The organism is Methylocystis sp. MJC1 (assembly GCF_026427715.1).
GTDB lineage: Bacteria > Pseudomonadota > Alphaproteobacteria > Rhizobiales > Beijerinckiaceae > Methylocystis.
In genome coordinates, this window is the sequence record NZ_CP107558.1 from 2,224,389 (window position 1) to 2,240,964 (window position 16,576).

Below are 16,576 nucleotides of genomic sequence, written 5' to 3' on the forward strand. Positions count from 1 at the left end.
ACGCTTGTTGCGGTCATCCGCCCAACGCCACCGGCCGACATTGGAATTGTTCCAGACGCCCCCCTCAAGGGGGTCCACAACAAAATGCCTGAGAGGATTACGCAATGGACGACTCTCGCTCTTTCGAAACCTATGAAGCTGAGCCCACTCCTGCTCCCGAGCAGCTCGACGACATTATGCAGAAGATGGCCGAGCACAAAGGCTGCGGCACGTCGGGAGGCAGCGGCAAAGCCAGCTGCGGCACCGGCGCGGGCGAAAACGACATGCCCACGGAAATCTGGGAGAAGGTCAAGAACCATCCCTGCTACAGCGAAGAAGCCCACCATCACTATGCGCGCATGCATGTCGCCGTCGCGCCGGCCTGCAACATTCAGTGCAACTATTGTAACCGCAAATATGACTGCGCCAATGAATCGCGTCCCGGCGTCGTCTCCGAAAAGCTGAGCCCCGAGCAAGCCGCCAAGAAAGTGCTCGCGGTGGCCTCCGCCATTCCACAGATGACGGTGCTCGGCATCGCCGGACCCGGCGACCCGCTCGCCAATCCCGGCAAGACGTTCAAAACCTTCGAGCTGATCTCGGAAGCCGCTCCCGACATCAAGCTCTGCCTCTCGACCAATGGCCTCTCCCTGCCCGACCATGTCGAGACGATCAAGAAGTTCAACGTCGATCACGTCACGATCACGATCAATATGACGGACCCGGACATCGGCGCCGAAATCTACCCCTGGGTGTTCTGGAAGCATAAGCGCGTCACCGGCAAGGAAGCCGCGAAGATCCTCACCGATCGCCAGCTGCAGGGCCTCGAGATGCTGACCGCCAACGGCATCCTCTGCAAGGTCAACTCGGTGATGATCCCCGGCATCAACGACGATCATCTCGTGACGGTGAACAGAGAGGTGAAGTCGCGCGGCGCATTCCTGCACAACATCATGCCGCTCATCTCGTCGCCGGAGCACGGCACGGTCTTCGGCCTCAACGGCCAGCGCGGCCCGTCCGCGCAGGAGCTGAAGGCGCTGCAGGACAGCTGCGAAGGCGAGATGAACATGATGCGCCACTGCCGCCAGTGCCGCGCCGACGCAGTGGGCCTGCTCGGCGAAGACCGCAGCGCAGAATTCACGACCGACAAAATCATGGAGATGGAGGTCAATTACGACCTCTCCTCGCGTCAGGCCTATCAGGAGAAGGTCGAGGAAGAGCGCCAGGCGAAGGTCGCCGCACGCAACGCCGAGCTCGAAACGCTCGCCGGCGAAAATGCGGATCTCAAGATCCTTGTCGCTGTCGCGACCAAGGGCTCGGGCCGCATCAACGAGCATTTCGGCCATGCCGATGAGTTCCAGATTTACGAACTCTCCAGCAACGGCGCGAAATTCGTCGGCCATCGTCGCGTCGACCTCTACTGCCAGGGCGGCTATGGCGAGGAAGAGGCGCTCGAGACGGTCATCCGCGCGATCAACGACTGCACCGCGGTCTTTGTCGCCAAGATTGGCCACTGCCCGAAGGAAGATCTGGCGAAGGCCGGCATCGAAGCTGTGGATCAATACGCCTACGAGTTCATCGAGCAGTCGGCAATCTCCTACTTCAAGGACTACCTCGCCAAGATCAGAAGCGGCGAGATCACCCATGTCACACGCGGCGACGCCACAATCCGTCAGGGCGCCTTCGTCTCCGTGGACGCGTAGCGCGGTTCCGATCGGGCGGAACCGCCCGATCGACAAGAAAATCGCGCTTTATCGAGATGTCGGAGCAAGTTCTCAGGAGCTTGCTCCGAAGCCAAGCAAAGGAGCTCAGGTCATGACTTACAAGATTGTCGCTTCTCAATGCACGTCGTGCTCGGCTTGCGAGGCGGAATGTCCGAATGTCGCCATCTCCGAGAAGAACGGCACCTTCGTGATCAATCCGAAAAAATGCACGGAATGCATCGGCTATTTCGACATTCCGCAATGCGTCGCGGTTTGCCCGGTGGACGACACCTGCGTCATCGACAACTCCCTCCCCCGCTACCAGCCGAGCGCCTAATGAATATCGAATTCACCCCCTCCGCTGAAAAGTTCATCCGCCGTCTGGTCATGTTCGACGGCGGGCCAGGCTATGGCCTTCGTCTCCTTGTTTCTCCGGGCGGCTGCTCGGGCATGTCGGCGGAGTTCTCCGTCGAGCCCACGCCCAAAGAAGGCGAGCAGGTCTTCCAGCACGCGCAGTTCAAGCTGTTCCTGCCTGCGCAGAGTCGTCTGCTGCTCGACGGCGTGACGATCGACTTCAAGGAGACCGCCACGTCGACGGGCTTCTCCTTCATAGACCCGAAGGCAAAGGCCTGCGGTTGCTCCTCCAAGAGCGAAGCGCCTGCCTTCGAGGAAACAGCGTGAGATTGTGACATGACGCGTGACGCGGCAGTGCAAACAGGCGTGGCGGAGCAGGATTTCCTTGCTTCCATCGTCCTCGGAGAGGGCCTTCCCGAAGAGGTCGAACGTCTGCTGCACGCCGCGGCCTTATCCTACGATCAGGATGATGTGGCGCATAAATATCTGATGGAGGCGCGCGCTCTCGCGCCGACCCATCCCGCCACGCTGATCGGCCTCTACCGCTTCTACTTCTACAAGGGCCGCCTCAGGGAGTGCCTCGGCGTCGCCGAGTCCTGTCTGACACGCGCCGCGATCGATAATTCGCTGCCGCTCAACTGGCGGCACGTCACGCCGCAAGACGCCGCCTTCGGCGACTTCGACGCCATCGCCCCGCGCTTCTTCATGTTCTCGCTGAAAGGCTACGCCTATCTCAGCATGCGCCTCGGCGATTTTGAGGAAAGCGCCGCTGCGATCGACAAGCTCCTGGAGCTCGACCCCGCCGACAAGATCGGCGCGAAGGTTCTGCTCGGCGTTCTCGAACGCAGAGGGCTCGAAGATGTCGACTGACGATATCGACGAAGCGATCGACTGGCAGGGAAACGCCGTCGATTGCGCGATCTGCGACCATCAGGATCGCTTGAACGCCGAACGCTGCAAGCCGCTGCGCGCCTGCGTGCATGATCGCTATGCCCGGCGCATCGACCGCTTCTTCGACTGGAACCCCGATCTCGCGCGCAATTATCTCACGCATGGCTATTTTGAAGTGCGCGCCTGCGCGTCGAAAGCGGCGGAAATCTTTCTGCTGCCGGCGATGCTCGACGACCCGGAGGAGGCCGTTCGCTGGAGCGCCGCGCGGCGCCTCCCCAGCCGCTACATACTGCGCCTGCGCAACGACCCGCACCGGGAGGTGCGCATCCGCATCGCGCTCCGGCTTGAAGGCACCGACCTTCTGCCGATGATCAGCGACGAGGATTACGCGGTACGGCAGGCCGTCGCGAAAAAGCTGCCCCCGGACCTTCTTGTTCTGATGATCAATGACGAAGACGCAGGCGTGCGCCGCGTCATTGCAAGCCGTATCGCACAAGAAGCATTGATGCGCCTGACGAGAGATCGCGATCCGGTCGTGCGTCTCGAAGCCGCCAAGCGCCTCGACTCCGCCGATCTCGAAACGCTGATCAAAGACCCGGATTGGCGTATTCGCTACGAAGTGGCGCAAAGGGCCGCCGTCGAATTTATCGGCTCTCTTGCCGACGACGAAGATCCACTCGTGCGCGAATGTGCAAGCGATAGGCGCAAGGCCGCCGGCTTGGACGCCTCTTCGAATGTCATCATGACGCAGAAGCGGAGCGATCAATGACCAATATCAGCAGAGACAGCGATCACGTCGAAGTCGATGGCCCGCCCTACTTCGATTACGGCGACAAGGTGCGCGCAAAACGCACGATCCGCAATGACGGAACCTTCCCTGGCAAGGATATCGGCGAAGTCCTCGCGAAGAAAGGCGAGATTGGCTACATCGTGAATATCGGCACCTTTCTGCAGCAGTTCTACATCTATGGCGTAGAATTTGAATCCACCGGCAATCGCGTTGGTATGAAACGCAAAGAGCTGGAAATGGCCGAAATCGACGGAGAGAACGAGAAATGAGCGCGAGATATGACTGGGGTCAACGCGTGCGCGCAACCACGGACCTCGTCAATGACGGCTCCTACCCGGATCGCGCCCAGGATGAGCTGCTGGTCAAGAATGGCGATCTCGGCGAGATCGTGAATGTCGGAACCCATGTCGATACGGAGATAGTCATCTATCTCGTCGAATTTTCACCGCAGCTCGTCATCGGCTGCCTCGAGGAAGAAATCGAACCTGCCTGACACAGTCTGACTAATATATTTGCAACCCGCCAACGAAAGAGGCGCAACGTGAAAGTCATGATCCGCAGAGACTCAGAAGGAAGCCTCTCGGCCTATGTTCCCAAGAAGGATCTCGAGGAACCGATCGTCGAGGTCGAGAGGCCCGAACTGTGGGGCGGTTCTGTCACGCTTGCGAATGGCTGGGTGCTTCAGCTTCCGGAAATGGCGGCCGGCACATCTCTCCCGATCACCGTAGAAGCAAAGAAGATCGGAGGAGAATAACATGACTCTCGCCCCTGCGCAGGTTGCACAAATTGACGCGGCGCTCGCGAAGGCCAGCGCCGACTCGCAGACGCTCGCGTCCATTCGCCAACTTGCGCCGGGGCTGATGGTCACGCGCTGCGACGCGCTTGACATGCGCGATGAAACGCCCTTCCGCACCTACGAGAACTGTTCGCTCTATCTCGTCGACGGGCGTGATCACTGCTGGAAAATCACTTTGGATCCGGGCTGCGCGACGGGCATCGCGCTGGCCCCCAATGGAGGCGCCGCATGAAGACGACTCTTCTGCCTTTGAATGATCCGGATCTTGCGCAAACCGATCTCGAAGCAGTTCTCGGAGTTCTTCAATCCGCGCGCGTCTCGCAGGGCGACGTCGTCGACCAATTCGAGGAAGAGTTCGCCCGTTATGTCGGGCGAAAATATGCGGTCGCCGTTTCGAGCGGCACGATCGGGCTGCTGCTGATCCTGCGCGCGATCGGCGTCGGCGCCGGCGACGAAGTCATCGCCTCGTCCTATTCCTTCCGCGAGACGACGCACGCCGTTGTGCTTGCGGGCGCCCGTCCTGTCTTCGCCGACATCGACTATTGGGCGGGAACGCTGGACCCGGAAAAAGCACGCAAGGCGATTACCGAAAAGACGCGCGCAATCATCGCCGACAATACCAACGGACATCCGGCTCCCTGGGCCCCGCTGCGCGAGATCGCGACCGCGCATAATCTTGCGCTCATCGAGGATTCGACCGAGGCGATCGGCTCGGTTTACCAAGGAAAGCTTGTCGGATCTTTCGGCGATTGCTCTTTGTTCGATTTCTCGCAGCCCGGCGGACTCATCTCCGGCGAAGGCGCAATGATCGTTACCGACAATGACGACACCGTCACCATGCTGCGCCGCTTGCGCAGCCGCAAGATCGAGGAGCGCTCCTCGGTTGTTCTCGGCGCCTGGGCGCCTTTGCAGGCGGGCCTTTCGGACATTGCCGCCGCGCTCGGCCTCGCGCAGCTGCGCCGCATCGAGCTGTTGCTGGCGCGCCGCAAGCGCGTAGAGCGTTACTTCCTCGAATATGTTCGTTCCTTCGAGGGCATCAAGGACCCTTACGTGGCGCCGGAGGTCGACCAAGTTCACTGGTTCCTCTATGTCGTGCATCTGGGGACGCGCTTCTCGCGCTCCAGCCGCGACGCAATCACCGACGATTTACGTCAAGAGAATATCGAAGCGACGGCCTATTCGAGCCCGCTTCATCTGCAACGCTACTACTTCGATCTCGGCTACCGGCGCGGTGATCTGTTCGTGACCGAAAAAGTCGCGGACCGCGCCGTCGCCCTGCCCTTCCATGCCCACCTCTCCGAAGACCAGGTCGCTTTCATCGTGGGCACGATGAAGGACGCGTCGATTAATATCGGCGCCGGAACCGCCATCTACCTTTAACGGCCCAAATCGGCCCCAACACCAAGGAGCGTAACAATATGCCTACCGTGACCATTCTTCCCTCGGGCAAGACCGTTGAAGCCGCGACCGGCAGCCGTCTGCTCGACGCCATTCTCGCGGCAGGCGAACCGATCGTCAGCAAATGCGGCGGCGAGGCGAAATGCGGCGCATGCCATCTCTTCGTGCAGGAAGGCAGAAAGAGCCTGTCGAAGACCACGCGCGCGGAAAATGAAAAGCTCGACTCCATTGTTGGCGTCGGCTCGAAATCACGTCTCGCCTGTCAGGCCATGCTCGGCGCCGAAAATGTAACGGTGGAGTTGCTGGGCTTCGGCTCCGGCTTCTAGTCCGACAAAGGAGACAAAAATGACAGACACAGTTCTGATCCACGTCCGTTTCAACAATGACGGCAGCGTGCTCGAGATCCAAGATCGTCCGACGAGCCTCACGCCTGAGCAATGGTTCACGAAGCTCTCGGAGAAGGCTGCGAATAGCTTCCAGGCGCTCACGGGCGGTCGCGGCGTCTTTCGCGTGTCGTCCGACGACGTCACGGCGCTGAAGGCGGCCGTTCTGCAGTAAGGCTCAACGTCGATCGCTTGGCGAGAGGATTTGAAGATGCTCAGTGAAATCATACCGGCCTTTCGTCGAGGCGACGTGATTCCTTATCTGGGGCCGGGCGTGACCGGCCTCCCCGGGGAGGCGGCGCCACCGTCGCTTCCCGAAATTCTTGTGCAGCAACTCGTCGCTGGCGCGACAGTGCCGCATAAAATCCGCAACAATCTCACTGCGGCTTCGCAATATATCGAGAATTTCAAACATCGCAAGACGCTGACATGCCTGATGGCGAAGGCGTTCTCTGTCGAGTGTGAGCCGAGCGCATTCCACCAATGGCTCGCGACGCAGGAGCAGCTGCCGCTGATCGTGCACGCCTGGTATGACGATCTCGTCGTCAAATCCATGGCCGGTCGTAGCGATTGGGGCCTCGTGCAGGGCGTGACGCAAAGCGAACATTTCGGCGATTGGGTGAATTGGTTCCGGGCCGACCTCTCTGCCGTGCCGACGAAGGAATTCATCCGCGACGGCTCCGGCGCCAAGGCTCCTGCGGAGGCGCCGGACGAGACGCTCAAATGGCGCACGCTTGTCTATGAGCCGCTTGGAGGGGTCACTCCCGCGTCGAACTTCATCATCTCTGACTCCGACTATGTCGAAGTGCTGACAGAAATCGACATTCAAACGCCGATCCCGGACTCGGTGCAAACCATCCGCAAGGGACGCGGCTTTCTATTCCTCGGTTGCCGCTTCACTAATCAGCTCGAACGTAGCTTCGCGCGCCAGATCATGAAGCGCTCCTCGGACACGCATTGGGCGTTGATCGAGGGTGCGCTCACGCGCAATGAGGAAAAATTCCTGCGCGAGCAAAATATCCAGCGCATCGACGCGAAGCTTTCCGATTTTGTCGCCGAGCTGGCCCAATCCAACCTCGCCGCCGTCGCCGCTTGAGTGAAAGAGAGAGAATGATCGAGGATCTTCCCCAAGTCTTCAAATACCACGTTTTCACTTGCTTTCAGCAGCGCCCACCGGGACATCCGCGCGGCAGCTGCATGACCTCTGGGGGAAAGCCCTTGTGGGACCGCCTGCAGGCGAAACTCAATGTGCAGCCTAATCCGGATATTTCGGTGACGGCGACTGGTTGCCTGGGCTTCTGCCGCGCGGGTCCGCTGATGGTCGTCTATCCGGAGGGCGTCTGGTATACGCCGCGCACGGAAGCTGACATCGACGAAATCTTCCAATCGCATTTCCTTGAGGGCAAGCCGGTCGAACGGCTGATTATCGTGCCTCAACTCTGAGAGCGATGTCACTCACAAGAAAGGCCGCCGGCAAAACCGGCGGCCTTTTGCATTTGCGCCTTCGCGCCGCTGAGGAACAACTCACCACCTTCGGCGACCGTCCTTGCGCGGAGCGTAGCGACGAAGCAATCCAGCACCGTGGTCGCCGCTCTGGATTGCTTCGCTTCGCTCGCAATGACGGACAGCGCTGCAACAGACACCGCCCGGCGGTCCTCGACCTCGACCTCCCGTAAAGGAGAGCTATCGGGCTTGCGCCGCTTACATCGGAACTTTGGACGGATTCCCTTCCGCGTCCTTGAAGGGAAACAGCCCTGACTGGAAACATTGAGTCATATGCTCGGCGCGCGCGATTGCAGCCGAGGCAAGCTCCTCGGGCATCGTTTCCTTCGCGGCCTCGGTGAAAAGCGACAACCAGCGGGGAAATTGTTCGACTTCGATCGGCAGCTTCACATGAACGCCGAAGGGCGTGCCCTGATAGCGCGTCGTACCAAGCAGCGCATGCGACCAGAAATTCGAGACGATTTCCAAATGCGGCTCGAGCTCGGAGATGGTTTTGGCGAAGACCGGTCCAAGCAAGGGATCGGCGCCGCCTTTCTCATAGAAGCGCGCAACGCAGGCTCGGATTGCCGCTTCCGCCGCCGAATTGTCGTTTTTGGCCTCCTCAACCGCTGTTTCCATTCTCGCCTCCTGTCGCTCACCGCACATTGAGCACAGTCAGCGGAATTGTCACGCCTCCCGTGCCGCGGCCAAGCATCGCGTCCACCTTCTGACGAACGAATTCCACCTTGAGCGGCTTAGCAATAAAGCCATGGGCGCCGGCCGCGACGCATTCCTTGCCGTAACCATTGTTGCTCGGCTCGACGACGACCAAAATTTTAGCTTGCGGCTGCTCCTGCCGAAACTTGCCCAAAAGCTCCAATCCTTCGGCCTGCGGCAGGGTTTCGGCCAAAAGAATGAGATCCGGCGGCTGCGTCTTTCCTTTTTCAAAAGCGATCGCCGTGCTCGCCACTTCATGCGCCTCGAATTCGTCATGCAACATGAACTGAAGCGCCGCGCGAAAGATCTCATTGTCGTCGACAATGAACACCCGCTTGTTTTCCAGCGCCTTCGACATCTCCACGCCGATCTGCATTTCCCTTACCTCGTTCACGTTGCGATTGCCCGTTTTTCAAGCAAGCGACATGCCGAGGCGCTTGTCGGAAGCTAAGCTTTGGCGTGTGTCAGTTCGCTTGCGAACATCACTGTCGGCTTTGACACACGTGCTCGAGCGCCCGAGGCTCCAGACGTAAATACAGCAAATCCAATGTCTTAAGTATTTCTTACCGAGCTGGCACGCCCTTTGCGCAATACCCCACGCAAGGCTTTTGGCTGCCGGTTCAGAAAGTCAATTGGGAAACGCCGGTCGCCCGCGCCTCGTCGCAGAGTGAGTGAATTTCGGCATGCGTGTGGCGCGCGCCGATCATGATGTTAGGTCCAAACAAGGAGAATGCAATGTCGCTTCGACAGATCGCTTTCTACGGAAAGGGTGGCATCGGTAAATCGACCACCTCGCAGAACACCCTCGCGGCGCTCGCCGAGATGGGCAAGAAGATCCTCATCGTTGGCTGCGACCCCAAGGCCGACTCGACCCGCCTGATCCTTCACGCCAAGGCGCAGGACACCATCCTGTCGCTCGCCGCTGAAGCCGGTTCGGTTGAGGATCTTGAGCTCGAAGACGTGATGAAGGTCGGCTTCCAGGATATCCGTTGCGTCGAGTCGGGTGGTCCGGAGCCGGGCGTCGGCTGCGCGGGTCGCGGCGTCATCACCTCGATCAACTTCCTCGAGGAGAACGGCGCTTACGAGGGCGTCGACTATGTCTCTTACGACGTGCTCGGCGACGTGGTCTGCGGCGGTTTCGCCATGCCGATCCGTGAGAACAAGGCGCAGGAAATCTACATCGTCATGTCTGGCGAGATGATGGCCATGTATGCCGGCAACAACATCTCCAAGGGCATTCTGAAATATGCCAACTCCGGCGGCGTGCGCCTGGGCGGGCTGGTCTGCAACGAGCGCCAGACCGACAAGGAGCTCGAGCTTGCCGAGTCCCTCGCCAAGAAGCTCGGCTCCAAGCTCGTCTACTTCGTGCCGCGCGACAATATCGTTCAGCACGCCGAGCTGCGCCGCATGACGGTCATCGAGTATGCGCCCGACTCCCAGCAGGCGGCTCATTATCGCAACCTCGCGCAGCGCGTCGACGCGAATGCTGGCAATGGCACGATCCCGACGCCCATCACGATGGACGAGCTCGAAGACCTGCTCATGGAACACGGCATCATGAAAGCGGTCGACGAGTCCCAGATCGGCAAGACGGCTGCGGAGCTCTCGGTCGCCTAACTTTCGCCAACTGCCCGGCTCTCTCGAGAGCCGGGCCTACCATCCTCCAGAAAGGCCTCCGTCATGAGTGTGGCGCAAGCTGAATCCATCGAAGACATCAAGGCCCGCAACAAGGAACTCATTCAGGAAGTCCTGAAGGTTTATCCGGAAAAGACCGCCAAGCGTCGCGCCAAGCACCTCGGCACGTTCGAAGACGGTAAGCCGGATTGCGGCGTCAAATCGAACATCAAATCCATTCCCGGCGTCATGACCATTCGTGGCTGCGCTTACGCCGGTTCGAAGGGCGTGGTGTGGGGTCCTATCAAGGACATGATCCACATCTCGCACGGCCCGGTCGGCTGCGGCCAATATTCCTGGGCGTCGCGCCGCAACTATTACATCGGCACGACCGGCATCGACACTTTCGGCACGATGCAGTTCACCTCCGACTTTCAGGAGAAGGACATCGTGTTCGGCGGCGACAAGAAGCTCGCCAAGATCATGGACGAAATCCAGGACCTGTTCCCGTTGAACAAGGGCATCACCGTTCAGTCCGAGTGCCCGATCGGCCTCATCGGCGACGACATCGAAGCCGTCTCCAAGGCCAAGTCGAAGGAATATGAAGGCAAGACGATCGTCCCGGTCCGCTGCGAAGGATTCCGCGGCGTGTCGCAGTCGCTCGGCCACCACATCGCCAATGACGCGGTTCGCGATTGGGTGTTCGACAAGATGGACGGCAAGCCGGCCCGCTTCGAGTCCACGCCTTATGACGTCGCAATCATCGGCGATTACAACATCGGTGGCGACGCCTGGTCTTCGCGCATTCTGCTCGAAGAAATGGGCCTGCGCGTTGTCGCTCAATGGTCCGGCGACGGCACGATTGCGGAGCTCGAAGCGACGCCGAAGGCGAAGCTGAACGTTCTGCACTGCTACCGTTCGATGAACTACATCTCCCGCCACATGGAAGAAAAGTACGGTATTCCGTGGTGTGAGTACAACTTCTTCGGCCCCTCCAAGATCGAAGAGTCGCTGCGCAAGATTGCCTCGCACTTCGACGACAAGATCAAGGAAGGCGCCGAGCGCGTGATCGCGAAGTATCGTCCGCTGATGGACGCCGTCATCGCGAAGTATCGTCCGCGTCTCGAAGGCAAGAGGGTCATGCTGTTCGTCGGCGGCCTGCGTCCGCGCCACGTCATCGGCGCTTACGAAGACCTCGGCATGGAAGTCGTGGGCACGGGCTATGAGTTCGGCCACAACGACGACTATCAGCGCACGAGCCATTACGTGAAGGACGGCACGCTGATCTACGACGACGTCACGGGCTTCGAGTTCGAGAAGTTCGTCGAGAAGATCCAGCCCGATCTCGTCGGCTCGGGCATCAAGGAGAAGTACGTCTTCCAGAAGATGGGCGTGCCCTTCCGTCAGATGCATAGCTGGGACTACTCGGGCCCCTACCACGGCTACGACGGCTTCGCGATCTTCGCGCGCGACATGGACATGGCGATCAACTCGCCGGTCTGGAAGATGGCCAAGGCTCCCTGGGCCGCCTGATCCCCGCAATAAAAAGGTCTCGCCTCTCCCCTGGGGCGAGACCGGCTAGCGGAAACGAGAGGAACTCCTTATGCCACAGAATGCTGACAACGTTCTCGACCACTTTAATTTGTTCCGCCAGCCGGAATACAAGGAGATGTTCGAGAACAAGAAGAAGAACTTCGAAAATCCGGTTGCGGACGCGGAGCTGGAACGCGTTCGCGAATGGACCAAGACCGAAGAATATAAGGAAAAGAACTTCGCTCGCGAAGCGCTGACCGTCAACCCTGCCAAGGCCTGCCAGCCGCTTGGCGCCGTCTTCGCGGCCGTCGGCTTCGAAAGCACCCTGCCCTTCGTCCACGGCTCGCAGGGCTGCGTCGCTTACTATCGTTCTCACTTCTCGCGTCACTTCAAGGAGCCGACCTCTTGCGTCTCCTCCTCCATGACCGAAGACGCGGCGGTGTTCGGCGGCCTCAACAATATGATCGACGGCCTGGCGAACGCCTACAATATGTATAAGCCGAAGATGATCTCCGTCTCCACCACCTGCATGGCGGAAGTCATCGGCGACGACCTCAACGCCTTCATCAAGACCTCGAAGGAAAAGGGCTCGGTTCCGCAGGAGTTCGACGTTCCCTTCGCGCATACCCCGGCTTTCGTCGGCAGCCACATCACCGGCTACGACAACGTCATCAAGGGCGTGCTCGAGCACTTCTGGGACGGCAAGGCTGGCACGGCCCCGGCGCTGGAGCGTCAGCCGAACAACAGCATCAACTTCCTTGGCGGCTTCGACGGCTACACGGTCGGCAATATGCGCGAAGTGAAGCGCATCTTCGAGTCGATGGGCGTCGAATACACCCTGCTCGGCGACAACAGCGACGTGTGGGATACCCCGACCGACGGTGAATTCCGCATGTATGACGGCGGCACCAAGCTCGAGGACGTCGCCAACGCGCTGCACGCCAAGGCGACCATTTCGATGCAGGAATTTTGCACCGAAAAGACGCTGCCCTATATCAAGACCAAGGGCCAGGAAGTCGTCGCCTTAAACCATCCGGTCGGCGTTGCGGCGACCGACAAATTCCTGATGGAGATTTCGCGCATCTCCGGCAAGCCGATCTCCGCAGAGCTCACCAAGGAGCGCGGTCGTCTCGTCGACGCCATCGCCGACTCTTCCGCCCACATCCACGGCAAGAAGTTCGCGATCTACGGCGATCCGGACCTCTGCTACGGCCTTGCGGCCTTCTTGATGGAGCTTGGCGGCGAGCCGGTTCACGTCCTCGCCACCAATGGCGGTAAGGCCTGGGCGGAGAAGGTGCAGGCGCTGTTCGACTCCTCGCCCTTCGGCAAGAACTGCCACGTGTATCCCAACAAGGATCTGTGGCACATGCGTTCGCTGCTCTTCACGGAGCCGGTCGACTTCCTCATCGGCAACACCTACGGCAAGTATCTCGACCGCGATACGGGCACCCCGCTCATCCGCATCGGCTTCCCGATCTTCGATCGCCACCACAAGCACCGCTACCCGGTGTGGGGCTATCAGGGCTCGATGAACGTCCTGGTGTGGATCCTCGACGCCATCTTCGAGGACATCGACCGAAACACCAATGTCGTGGCGAAGTCGGACTACTCCTTCGACATCATTCGCTAGCAGCACTGCGTCGCCGGGCCAATTGGCCCGGCGAATGCTTCTCATACGAGCGTTTTCACTCCCGCGCTCGCGACGAGCGATCCGGCATCCAGAGCAAAGCTGGCGCAATTTTGGCTCTGGATTCCCGAACGGTCTTTCAACACCTCGGGGATGACTAGCCCACCCTGAGGCGTTTGAGCGGAAGCGGCATCAAAGGCGCGACGAACGCGCGACCCCAGTGAGCAGGAGGCATTTGAATGGCGAGTCTGTCGGAAAAGATCCAGGACGTCTTCAACGAGCCGGGCTGCGACAAAAATAAAGGCAAATCCGAGAAAGAGCGCAAAAAGGGCTGCACCAAGCAACTCGCGCCAGGCGCCGCCGCCGGCGGCTGCGCCTTCGATGGCGCCAAGATCGCCCTGCAGCCCATTACCGACGTCGCCCATCTTGTTCATGGCCCCATCGCCTGCGAAGGCAACAGCTGGGACAATCGCGGCGCCAAGACCTCCGGCTCCTCGCTCTATCGTACGGGCTTCACGACTGACATCGCCGAAAATGACGTGGTGTTCGGCGGCGAGAAGCGTCTCTATCGGTCGATCAAGGAAATCATCGACAAATACGATCCTCCGGCCGTTTTCGTCTATCAGACCTGCGTGCCGGCGATGACCGGCGACGACATTGAAGCGGTCTGCAAGGCGGCTGCGGCGAAATTCAACAAGCCGGTGATCCCAGTGATTTCGCCCGGCTTCGTCGGCCCGAAAAATTTGGGCAATAAGCTCGCGGGCGAGGCAATCCTCGACCATGTGATTGGCACGCAAGAGCCCGAATACACCACTCCTTACGACATCAACATCATCGGCGAATATAACCTCGCCGGCGAATTGTGGCAGGTGAAGCCGCTGCTCGACGAGCTCGGCATTCGCATTCTCGCCTGCATCTCGGGCGACGCGAAATATCACGAGGTCGCTTCGTCGCATCGCGCCCGCGCGTCGATGATGGTTTGCTCCAAGGCGATGATCAATGTCGCGCGCAAGATGGAGGAGCGTTACGAGATCCCCTTCTTCGAGGGCTCCTTCTACGGCATCGGCGATATGAGCGACAGCTTGCGCGAGATCGCAAGGCTGTTGATCGAGCGTGGCGCGCCCGCGGAGCTGATGGATCGCACGGAAGCGGTCATCGCCCGTGAGGAGGCGAGAGCCTGGGCGCGCATCGCGCCTTACCGTGAGCGCCTCGAGGGCAAACGCGTGCTGCTCATCACCGGCGGCGTGAAGAGCTGGTCAGTTGTCGCGGCGCTGCAGGAGGCGGGTCTCGAACTCGTCGGCACGAGCGTCAAGAAATCGACGAAGGAAGACAAGGAGCGCATCAAGGAGCTGATGGGCCAGGACGCCCATATGATCGACGACATGACCCCGCGCGAGATGTACAAAATGCTCCGCGAGGCGCGCGCCGACATCATGCTCTCCGGCGGCCGCTCACAGTTCATCGCGCTGAAGGCGAAAATGCCCTGGCTGGACATCAACCAGGAGCGCCATCACGCCTATGCCGGTTATGAAGGCATGGTCGAGCTCGTCCACGAGATCGACAAGGCGCTTTACAACCCCGTTTGGGAGCAGGTGCGCCGTCCGGCCCCTTGGGAAGAAAAGAGCTGGGAACAACGCGCCGACGAGGCCATCGCCGCAGAAGCGGCGGCGCTGGCCGCCGATCCCGTCGCGGCCGAAGCCGCCCGTCGCGACAAGCAGGTTTGCTCCTGCAATCTCATCTCGGTTGGCGCCATCGAAGACGCGATCCGCGACGGGGCAAACGACGTTGCCGCTGTCGGAAAAGCGACAGCTGCCGGCACGGGTTGCGGCGGTTGTCAGGAGCGCATCGCCGCAATGCTCGAAGCGGCGTCCAGCGCGCAGGCGATCGCCGCGCCGCAAGCAGCGTGAGGTGGAAAAAATGGCGCGCGTCACCGTCTCCAAGAAATCCTGCGCGGTCAATCCGCTGAAAATGAGCCAGCCCATCGGCGGCGCCCTCGCCTTCATGGGCGTCTCTGGCTGCATGCCCGTGCTGCACGGCTCGCAAGGCTGCACGTCCTTCGGACTCGTGCTCTTCGTCCGTCACTTCAAGGAAGCCATACCGCTGCAAACCACGGCGATGAACGAGGTCGCAACGGTTTTGGGCGGCCTCGAAAACATCGAACAAGCCATTCTCAATATCGTCAAACGCGCGAAGCCGAAGGTCATCGGCATTTGCTCGACCGGTGTGACGGAAACGAAGGGCGACGACGTCGACGGTTATCTGCAGCTGGTGCGCAAGCGGCATCCGGAGCTCGACGACATCGGCATGGTCTATGTCTCGACCCCCGATTTCAAGGATGCGTTCCAGGACGGATTTGGCAAGACCGTAACAAAGCTGATCGAAGCTTTTGTGCCCGACGAAATCCCCTCGCGGCGCGCGCCGCAGCGCGTGAATGTGCTTGCCGGATGCCATCTCACCCCTGGCGACATCGACGAGTTGCGCGATATCATCGAAGCCTTTGGATTGGAGCCGACCTTCCTGCCGGATCTCTCCGGCTCGCTCGACGGGCACATTCCAGACGATTTCACGCCGACGACGCTTGGCGGCGTCACCAAGGAAGACATCGCCGCCATGGGCAGCGCCGCCTGGACGATCGCGGTGGGCGAGCAGATGCGGGAAGGCGCCGAGGCGCTTCAATCGCGCGCCGGCGTGCCCTTCCAGCTGTTCGATCGCCTCACCGGCTTGGCGCCCAATGACGAACTCATCGGCCTTTTGTCGCGGATCAGCGGGCGTCCGGTTCCGATCAAATTCAGGCGCCAAAGGGGCCAGCTTGTCGATGCGATGCTGGACGGGCACTTCCACTTCGGCGGAAAGCGCATCGCCATCGGCGCTGAGCCCGATCTTTTGTTCGCGATCAGCCAATGGCTGACGGAAATGGGCGCGGAAGTGACGGCTGCGGTGACCACGACGCACTCGCCCGTGCTCGAAAAGATCATGACCGAAGAGGTCCTGATCGGCGACCTGGAGGATTTGGAAAACCGCCTTTCCGGCTGTGATCTCATGATCACGCATTCGCATGGGCGCCAGGCCTCCGAACGCAGCGGCGTTCCGCTCTATCGCATGGGCCTGCCGATGTTCGACCGCATCGGTGCCGCGCATGAGCTCTCTGTCGGCTACCGCGGCACGCGCGATCTCATCTTCAAGCTCGGCAATTTGTTCATTGACCAGGTTCCGGAGCCCACCCCCGAGACATGGCGCGGGGAAAGTGCGGAACACGACGGCACGACGCTTGCGTCTGAGAACGATATCGCGCCGATCAGCGCTCACTGACGA

At 60.3% G+C, this 16,576-nt stretch carries 21 protein-coding genes; 19 read left to right on the top strand and 2 right to left on the bottom strand.

Going from position 1 to position 16,576, the window contains the following annotated elements; genetic code table 11:
• Positions 1–176 precede the first annotated feature (176 nt).
• The 14 genes from nifB (at position 177) to OGR47_RS10920 (ending at position 7,734) form a co-directional block, all read left to right on the top strand.
• On the top strand, positions 177–1,679 hold the full coding sequence (nifB, locus tag OGR47_RS10855) for a nitrogenase cofactor biosynthesis protein NifB (RefSeq protein WP_371824439.1): 1,503 nt from the start codon (positions 177–179) through the stop codon (positions 1,677–1,679).
• A 112-nt stretch (positions 1,680–1,791) separates the two neighbouring features.
• A complete protein-coding gene (locus OGR47_RS10860; RefSeq protein ID WP_165049002.1) occupies positions 1,792–2,016 on the top strand; it encodes a 4Fe-4S dicluster domain-containing protein in 225 nt (74 codons plus the stop codon).
• The gene (locus tag OGR47_RS10865) at positions 2,016–2,360 is read left to right on the top strand and encodes a HesB/IscA family protein (protein WP_165049004.1); all 345 of its coding nucleotides are present in this window, start codon (positions 2,016–2,018) and stop codon (positions 2,358–2,360) included. The genes OGR47_RS10860 and OGR47_RS10865 overlap by 1 nt, the downstream gene beginning before the upstream one ends.
• A 9-nt stretch (positions 2,361–2,369) precedes the next feature.
• Positions 2,370–2,903: a hypothetical protein gene (locus tag OGR47_RS10870; protein ID WP_165049006.1), complete on the top strand. Its 534-nt coding sequence runs from the start codon at positions 2,370–2,372 to the stop codon at positions 2,901–2,903.
• Entirely contained in the window at positions 2,893–3,693 is an 801-nt protein-coding gene (locus OGR47_RS10875; protein WP_165049009.1) for a 4Fe4S-binding leucine-rich repeat protein, read from the top strand. The genes OGR47_RS10870 and OGR47_RS10875 overlap by 11 nt, the downstream gene beginning before the upstream one ends.
• Positions 3,690–3,983, top strand: a complete 294-nt coding sequence (locus tag OGR47_RS10880) for a nitrogen fixation protein NifZ (RefSeq protein WP_165049011.1) — start codon at positions 3,690–3,692, stop codon at positions 3,981–3,983. Before OGR47_RS10875 ends, OGR47_RS10880 begins: the two co-directional genes overlap by 4 nt.
• Positions 3,980–4,207, top strand: coding sequence for a nitrogen fixation protein NifZ (locus OGR47_RS10885; protein WP_165049013.1), 228 nt, complete (start codon positions 3,980–3,982; stop codon positions 4,205–4,207). The genes OGR47_RS10880 and OGR47_RS10885 overlap by 4 nt, the downstream gene beginning before the upstream one ends.
• 48 nt (positions 4,208–4,255) lie before the next feature.
• Complete coding sequence (nifT, locus tag OGR47_RS10890) at positions 4,256–4,468, top strand: putative nitrogen fixation protein NifT (protein WP_165049015.1); 213 nt, start codon at positions 4,256–4,258, stop codon at positions 4,466–4,468.
• A gap of 1 nt (position 4,469) precedes the next feature.
• Positions 4,470–4,742, top strand: a complete 273-nt coding sequence (locus OGR47_RS10895) for a hypothetical protein (protein ID WP_165049017.1) — start codon at positions 4,470–4,472, stop codon at positions 4,740–4,742.
• Positions 4,739–5,890, top strand: coding sequence for a DegT/DnrJ/EryC1/StrS family aminotransferase (locus tag OGR47_RS10900; RefSeq protein WP_165049019.1), 1,152 nt, complete (start codon positions 4,739–4,741; stop codon positions 5,888–5,890). The genes OGR47_RS10895 and OGR47_RS10900 overlap by 4 nt, the downstream gene beginning before the upstream one ends.
• Before the next feature lie 38 nt (positions 5,891–5,928).
• Positions 5,929–6,234: a 2Fe-2S iron-sulfur cluster-binding protein gene (locus tag OGR47_RS10905; RefSeq protein ID WP_165049021.1), complete on the top strand. Its 306-nt coding sequence runs from the start codon at positions 5,929–5,931 to the stop codon at positions 6,232–6,234.
• Between the two features lie 19 nt (positions 6,235–6,253).
• Entirely contained in the window at positions 6,254–6,466 is a 213-nt protein-coding gene (locus OGR47_RS10910; protein ID WP_165049023.1) for a hypothetical protein, read from the top strand.
• A 36-nt stretch (positions 6,467–6,502) separates the two neighbouring features.
• Positions 6,503–7,387, top strand: a complete 885-nt coding sequence (locus OGR47_RS10915) for an SIR2 family NAD-dependent protein deacylase (RefSeq protein ID WP_165049025.1) — start codon at positions 6,503–6,505, stop codon at positions 7,385–7,387.
• A gap of 14 nt (positions 7,388–7,401) precedes the next feature.
• The gene (locus OGR47_RS10920) at positions 7,402–7,734 is read left to right on the top strand and encodes a (2Fe-2S) ferredoxin domain-containing protein (RefSeq protein ID WP_165049027.1); all 333 of its coding nucleotides are present in this window, start codon (positions 7,402–7,404) and stop codon (positions 7,732–7,734) included.
• Positions 7,735–7,992: 258 nt separating this feature from the next.
• Here the strand turns inward: OGR47_RS10920 and OGR47_RS10925 are convergent, their stop codons facing one another.
• Both OGR47_RS10925 and OGR47_RS10930 read right to left on the bottom strand, forming a co-directional pair.
• On the bottom strand, positions 7,993–8,412 hold the full coding sequence (locus tag OGR47_RS10925; protein WP_165049029.1) for a group III truncated hemoglobin: 420 nt from the start codon (positions 8,410–8,412) through the stop codon (positions 7,993–7,995).
• Positions 8,413–8,428: 16 nt separating this feature from the next.
• A complete protein-coding gene (locus tag OGR47_RS10930) occupies positions 8,429–8,884 on the bottom strand; it encodes a response regulator (RefSeq protein ID WP_306792323.1) in 456 nt (151 codons plus the stop codon).
• Positions 8,885–9,225: 341 nt separating this feature from the next.
• On the opposite strand from OGR47_RS10930, the gene nifH reads away from it, so the two are divergent.
• From nifH to nifN, 5 genes are all read left to right on the top strand, one after another.
• Complete coding sequence (gene nifH, locus OGR47_RS10935) at positions 9,226–10,107, top strand: nitrogenase iron protein (RefSeq protein WP_165049031.1); 882 nt, start codon at positions 9,226–9,228, stop codon at positions 10,105–10,107.
• 63 nt (positions 10,108–10,170) lie between these two features.
• Entirely contained in the window at positions 10,171–11,637 is a 1,467-nt protein-coding gene (gene nifD / locus OGR47_RS10940) for a nitrogenase molybdenum-iron protein alpha chain (RefSeq protein WP_165049034.1), read from the top strand.
• Between the two features lie 70 nt (positions 11,638–11,707).
• On the top strand, positions 11,708–13,267 hold the full coding sequence (nifK, locus tag OGR47_RS10945) for a nitrogenase molybdenum-iron protein subunit beta (protein WP_165049036.1): 1,560 nt from the start codon (positions 11,708–11,710) through the stop codon (positions 13,265–13,267).
• A 236-nt stretch (positions 13,268–13,503) separates the two neighbouring features.
• Complete coding sequence (nifE, locus tag OGR47_RS10950; RefSeq protein ID WP_165049038.1) at positions 13,504–15,171, top strand: nitrogenase iron-molybdenum cofactor biosynthesis protein NifE; 1,668 nt, start codon at positions 13,504–13,506, stop codon at positions 15,169–15,171.
• A 10-nt stretch (positions 15,172–15,181) separates the two neighbouring features.
• Positions 15,182–16,573 carry a nitrogenase iron-molybdenum cofactor biosynthesis protein NifN gene (nifN, locus tag OGR47_RS10955; protein ID WP_165049040.1) on the top strand — a complete coding sequence of 464 codons (1,392 nt, stop codon included), beginning with the start codon at positions 15,182–15,184 and terminating at the stop codon, positions 16,571–16,573.
• Positions 16,574–16,576 lie beyond the last annotated feature (3 nt).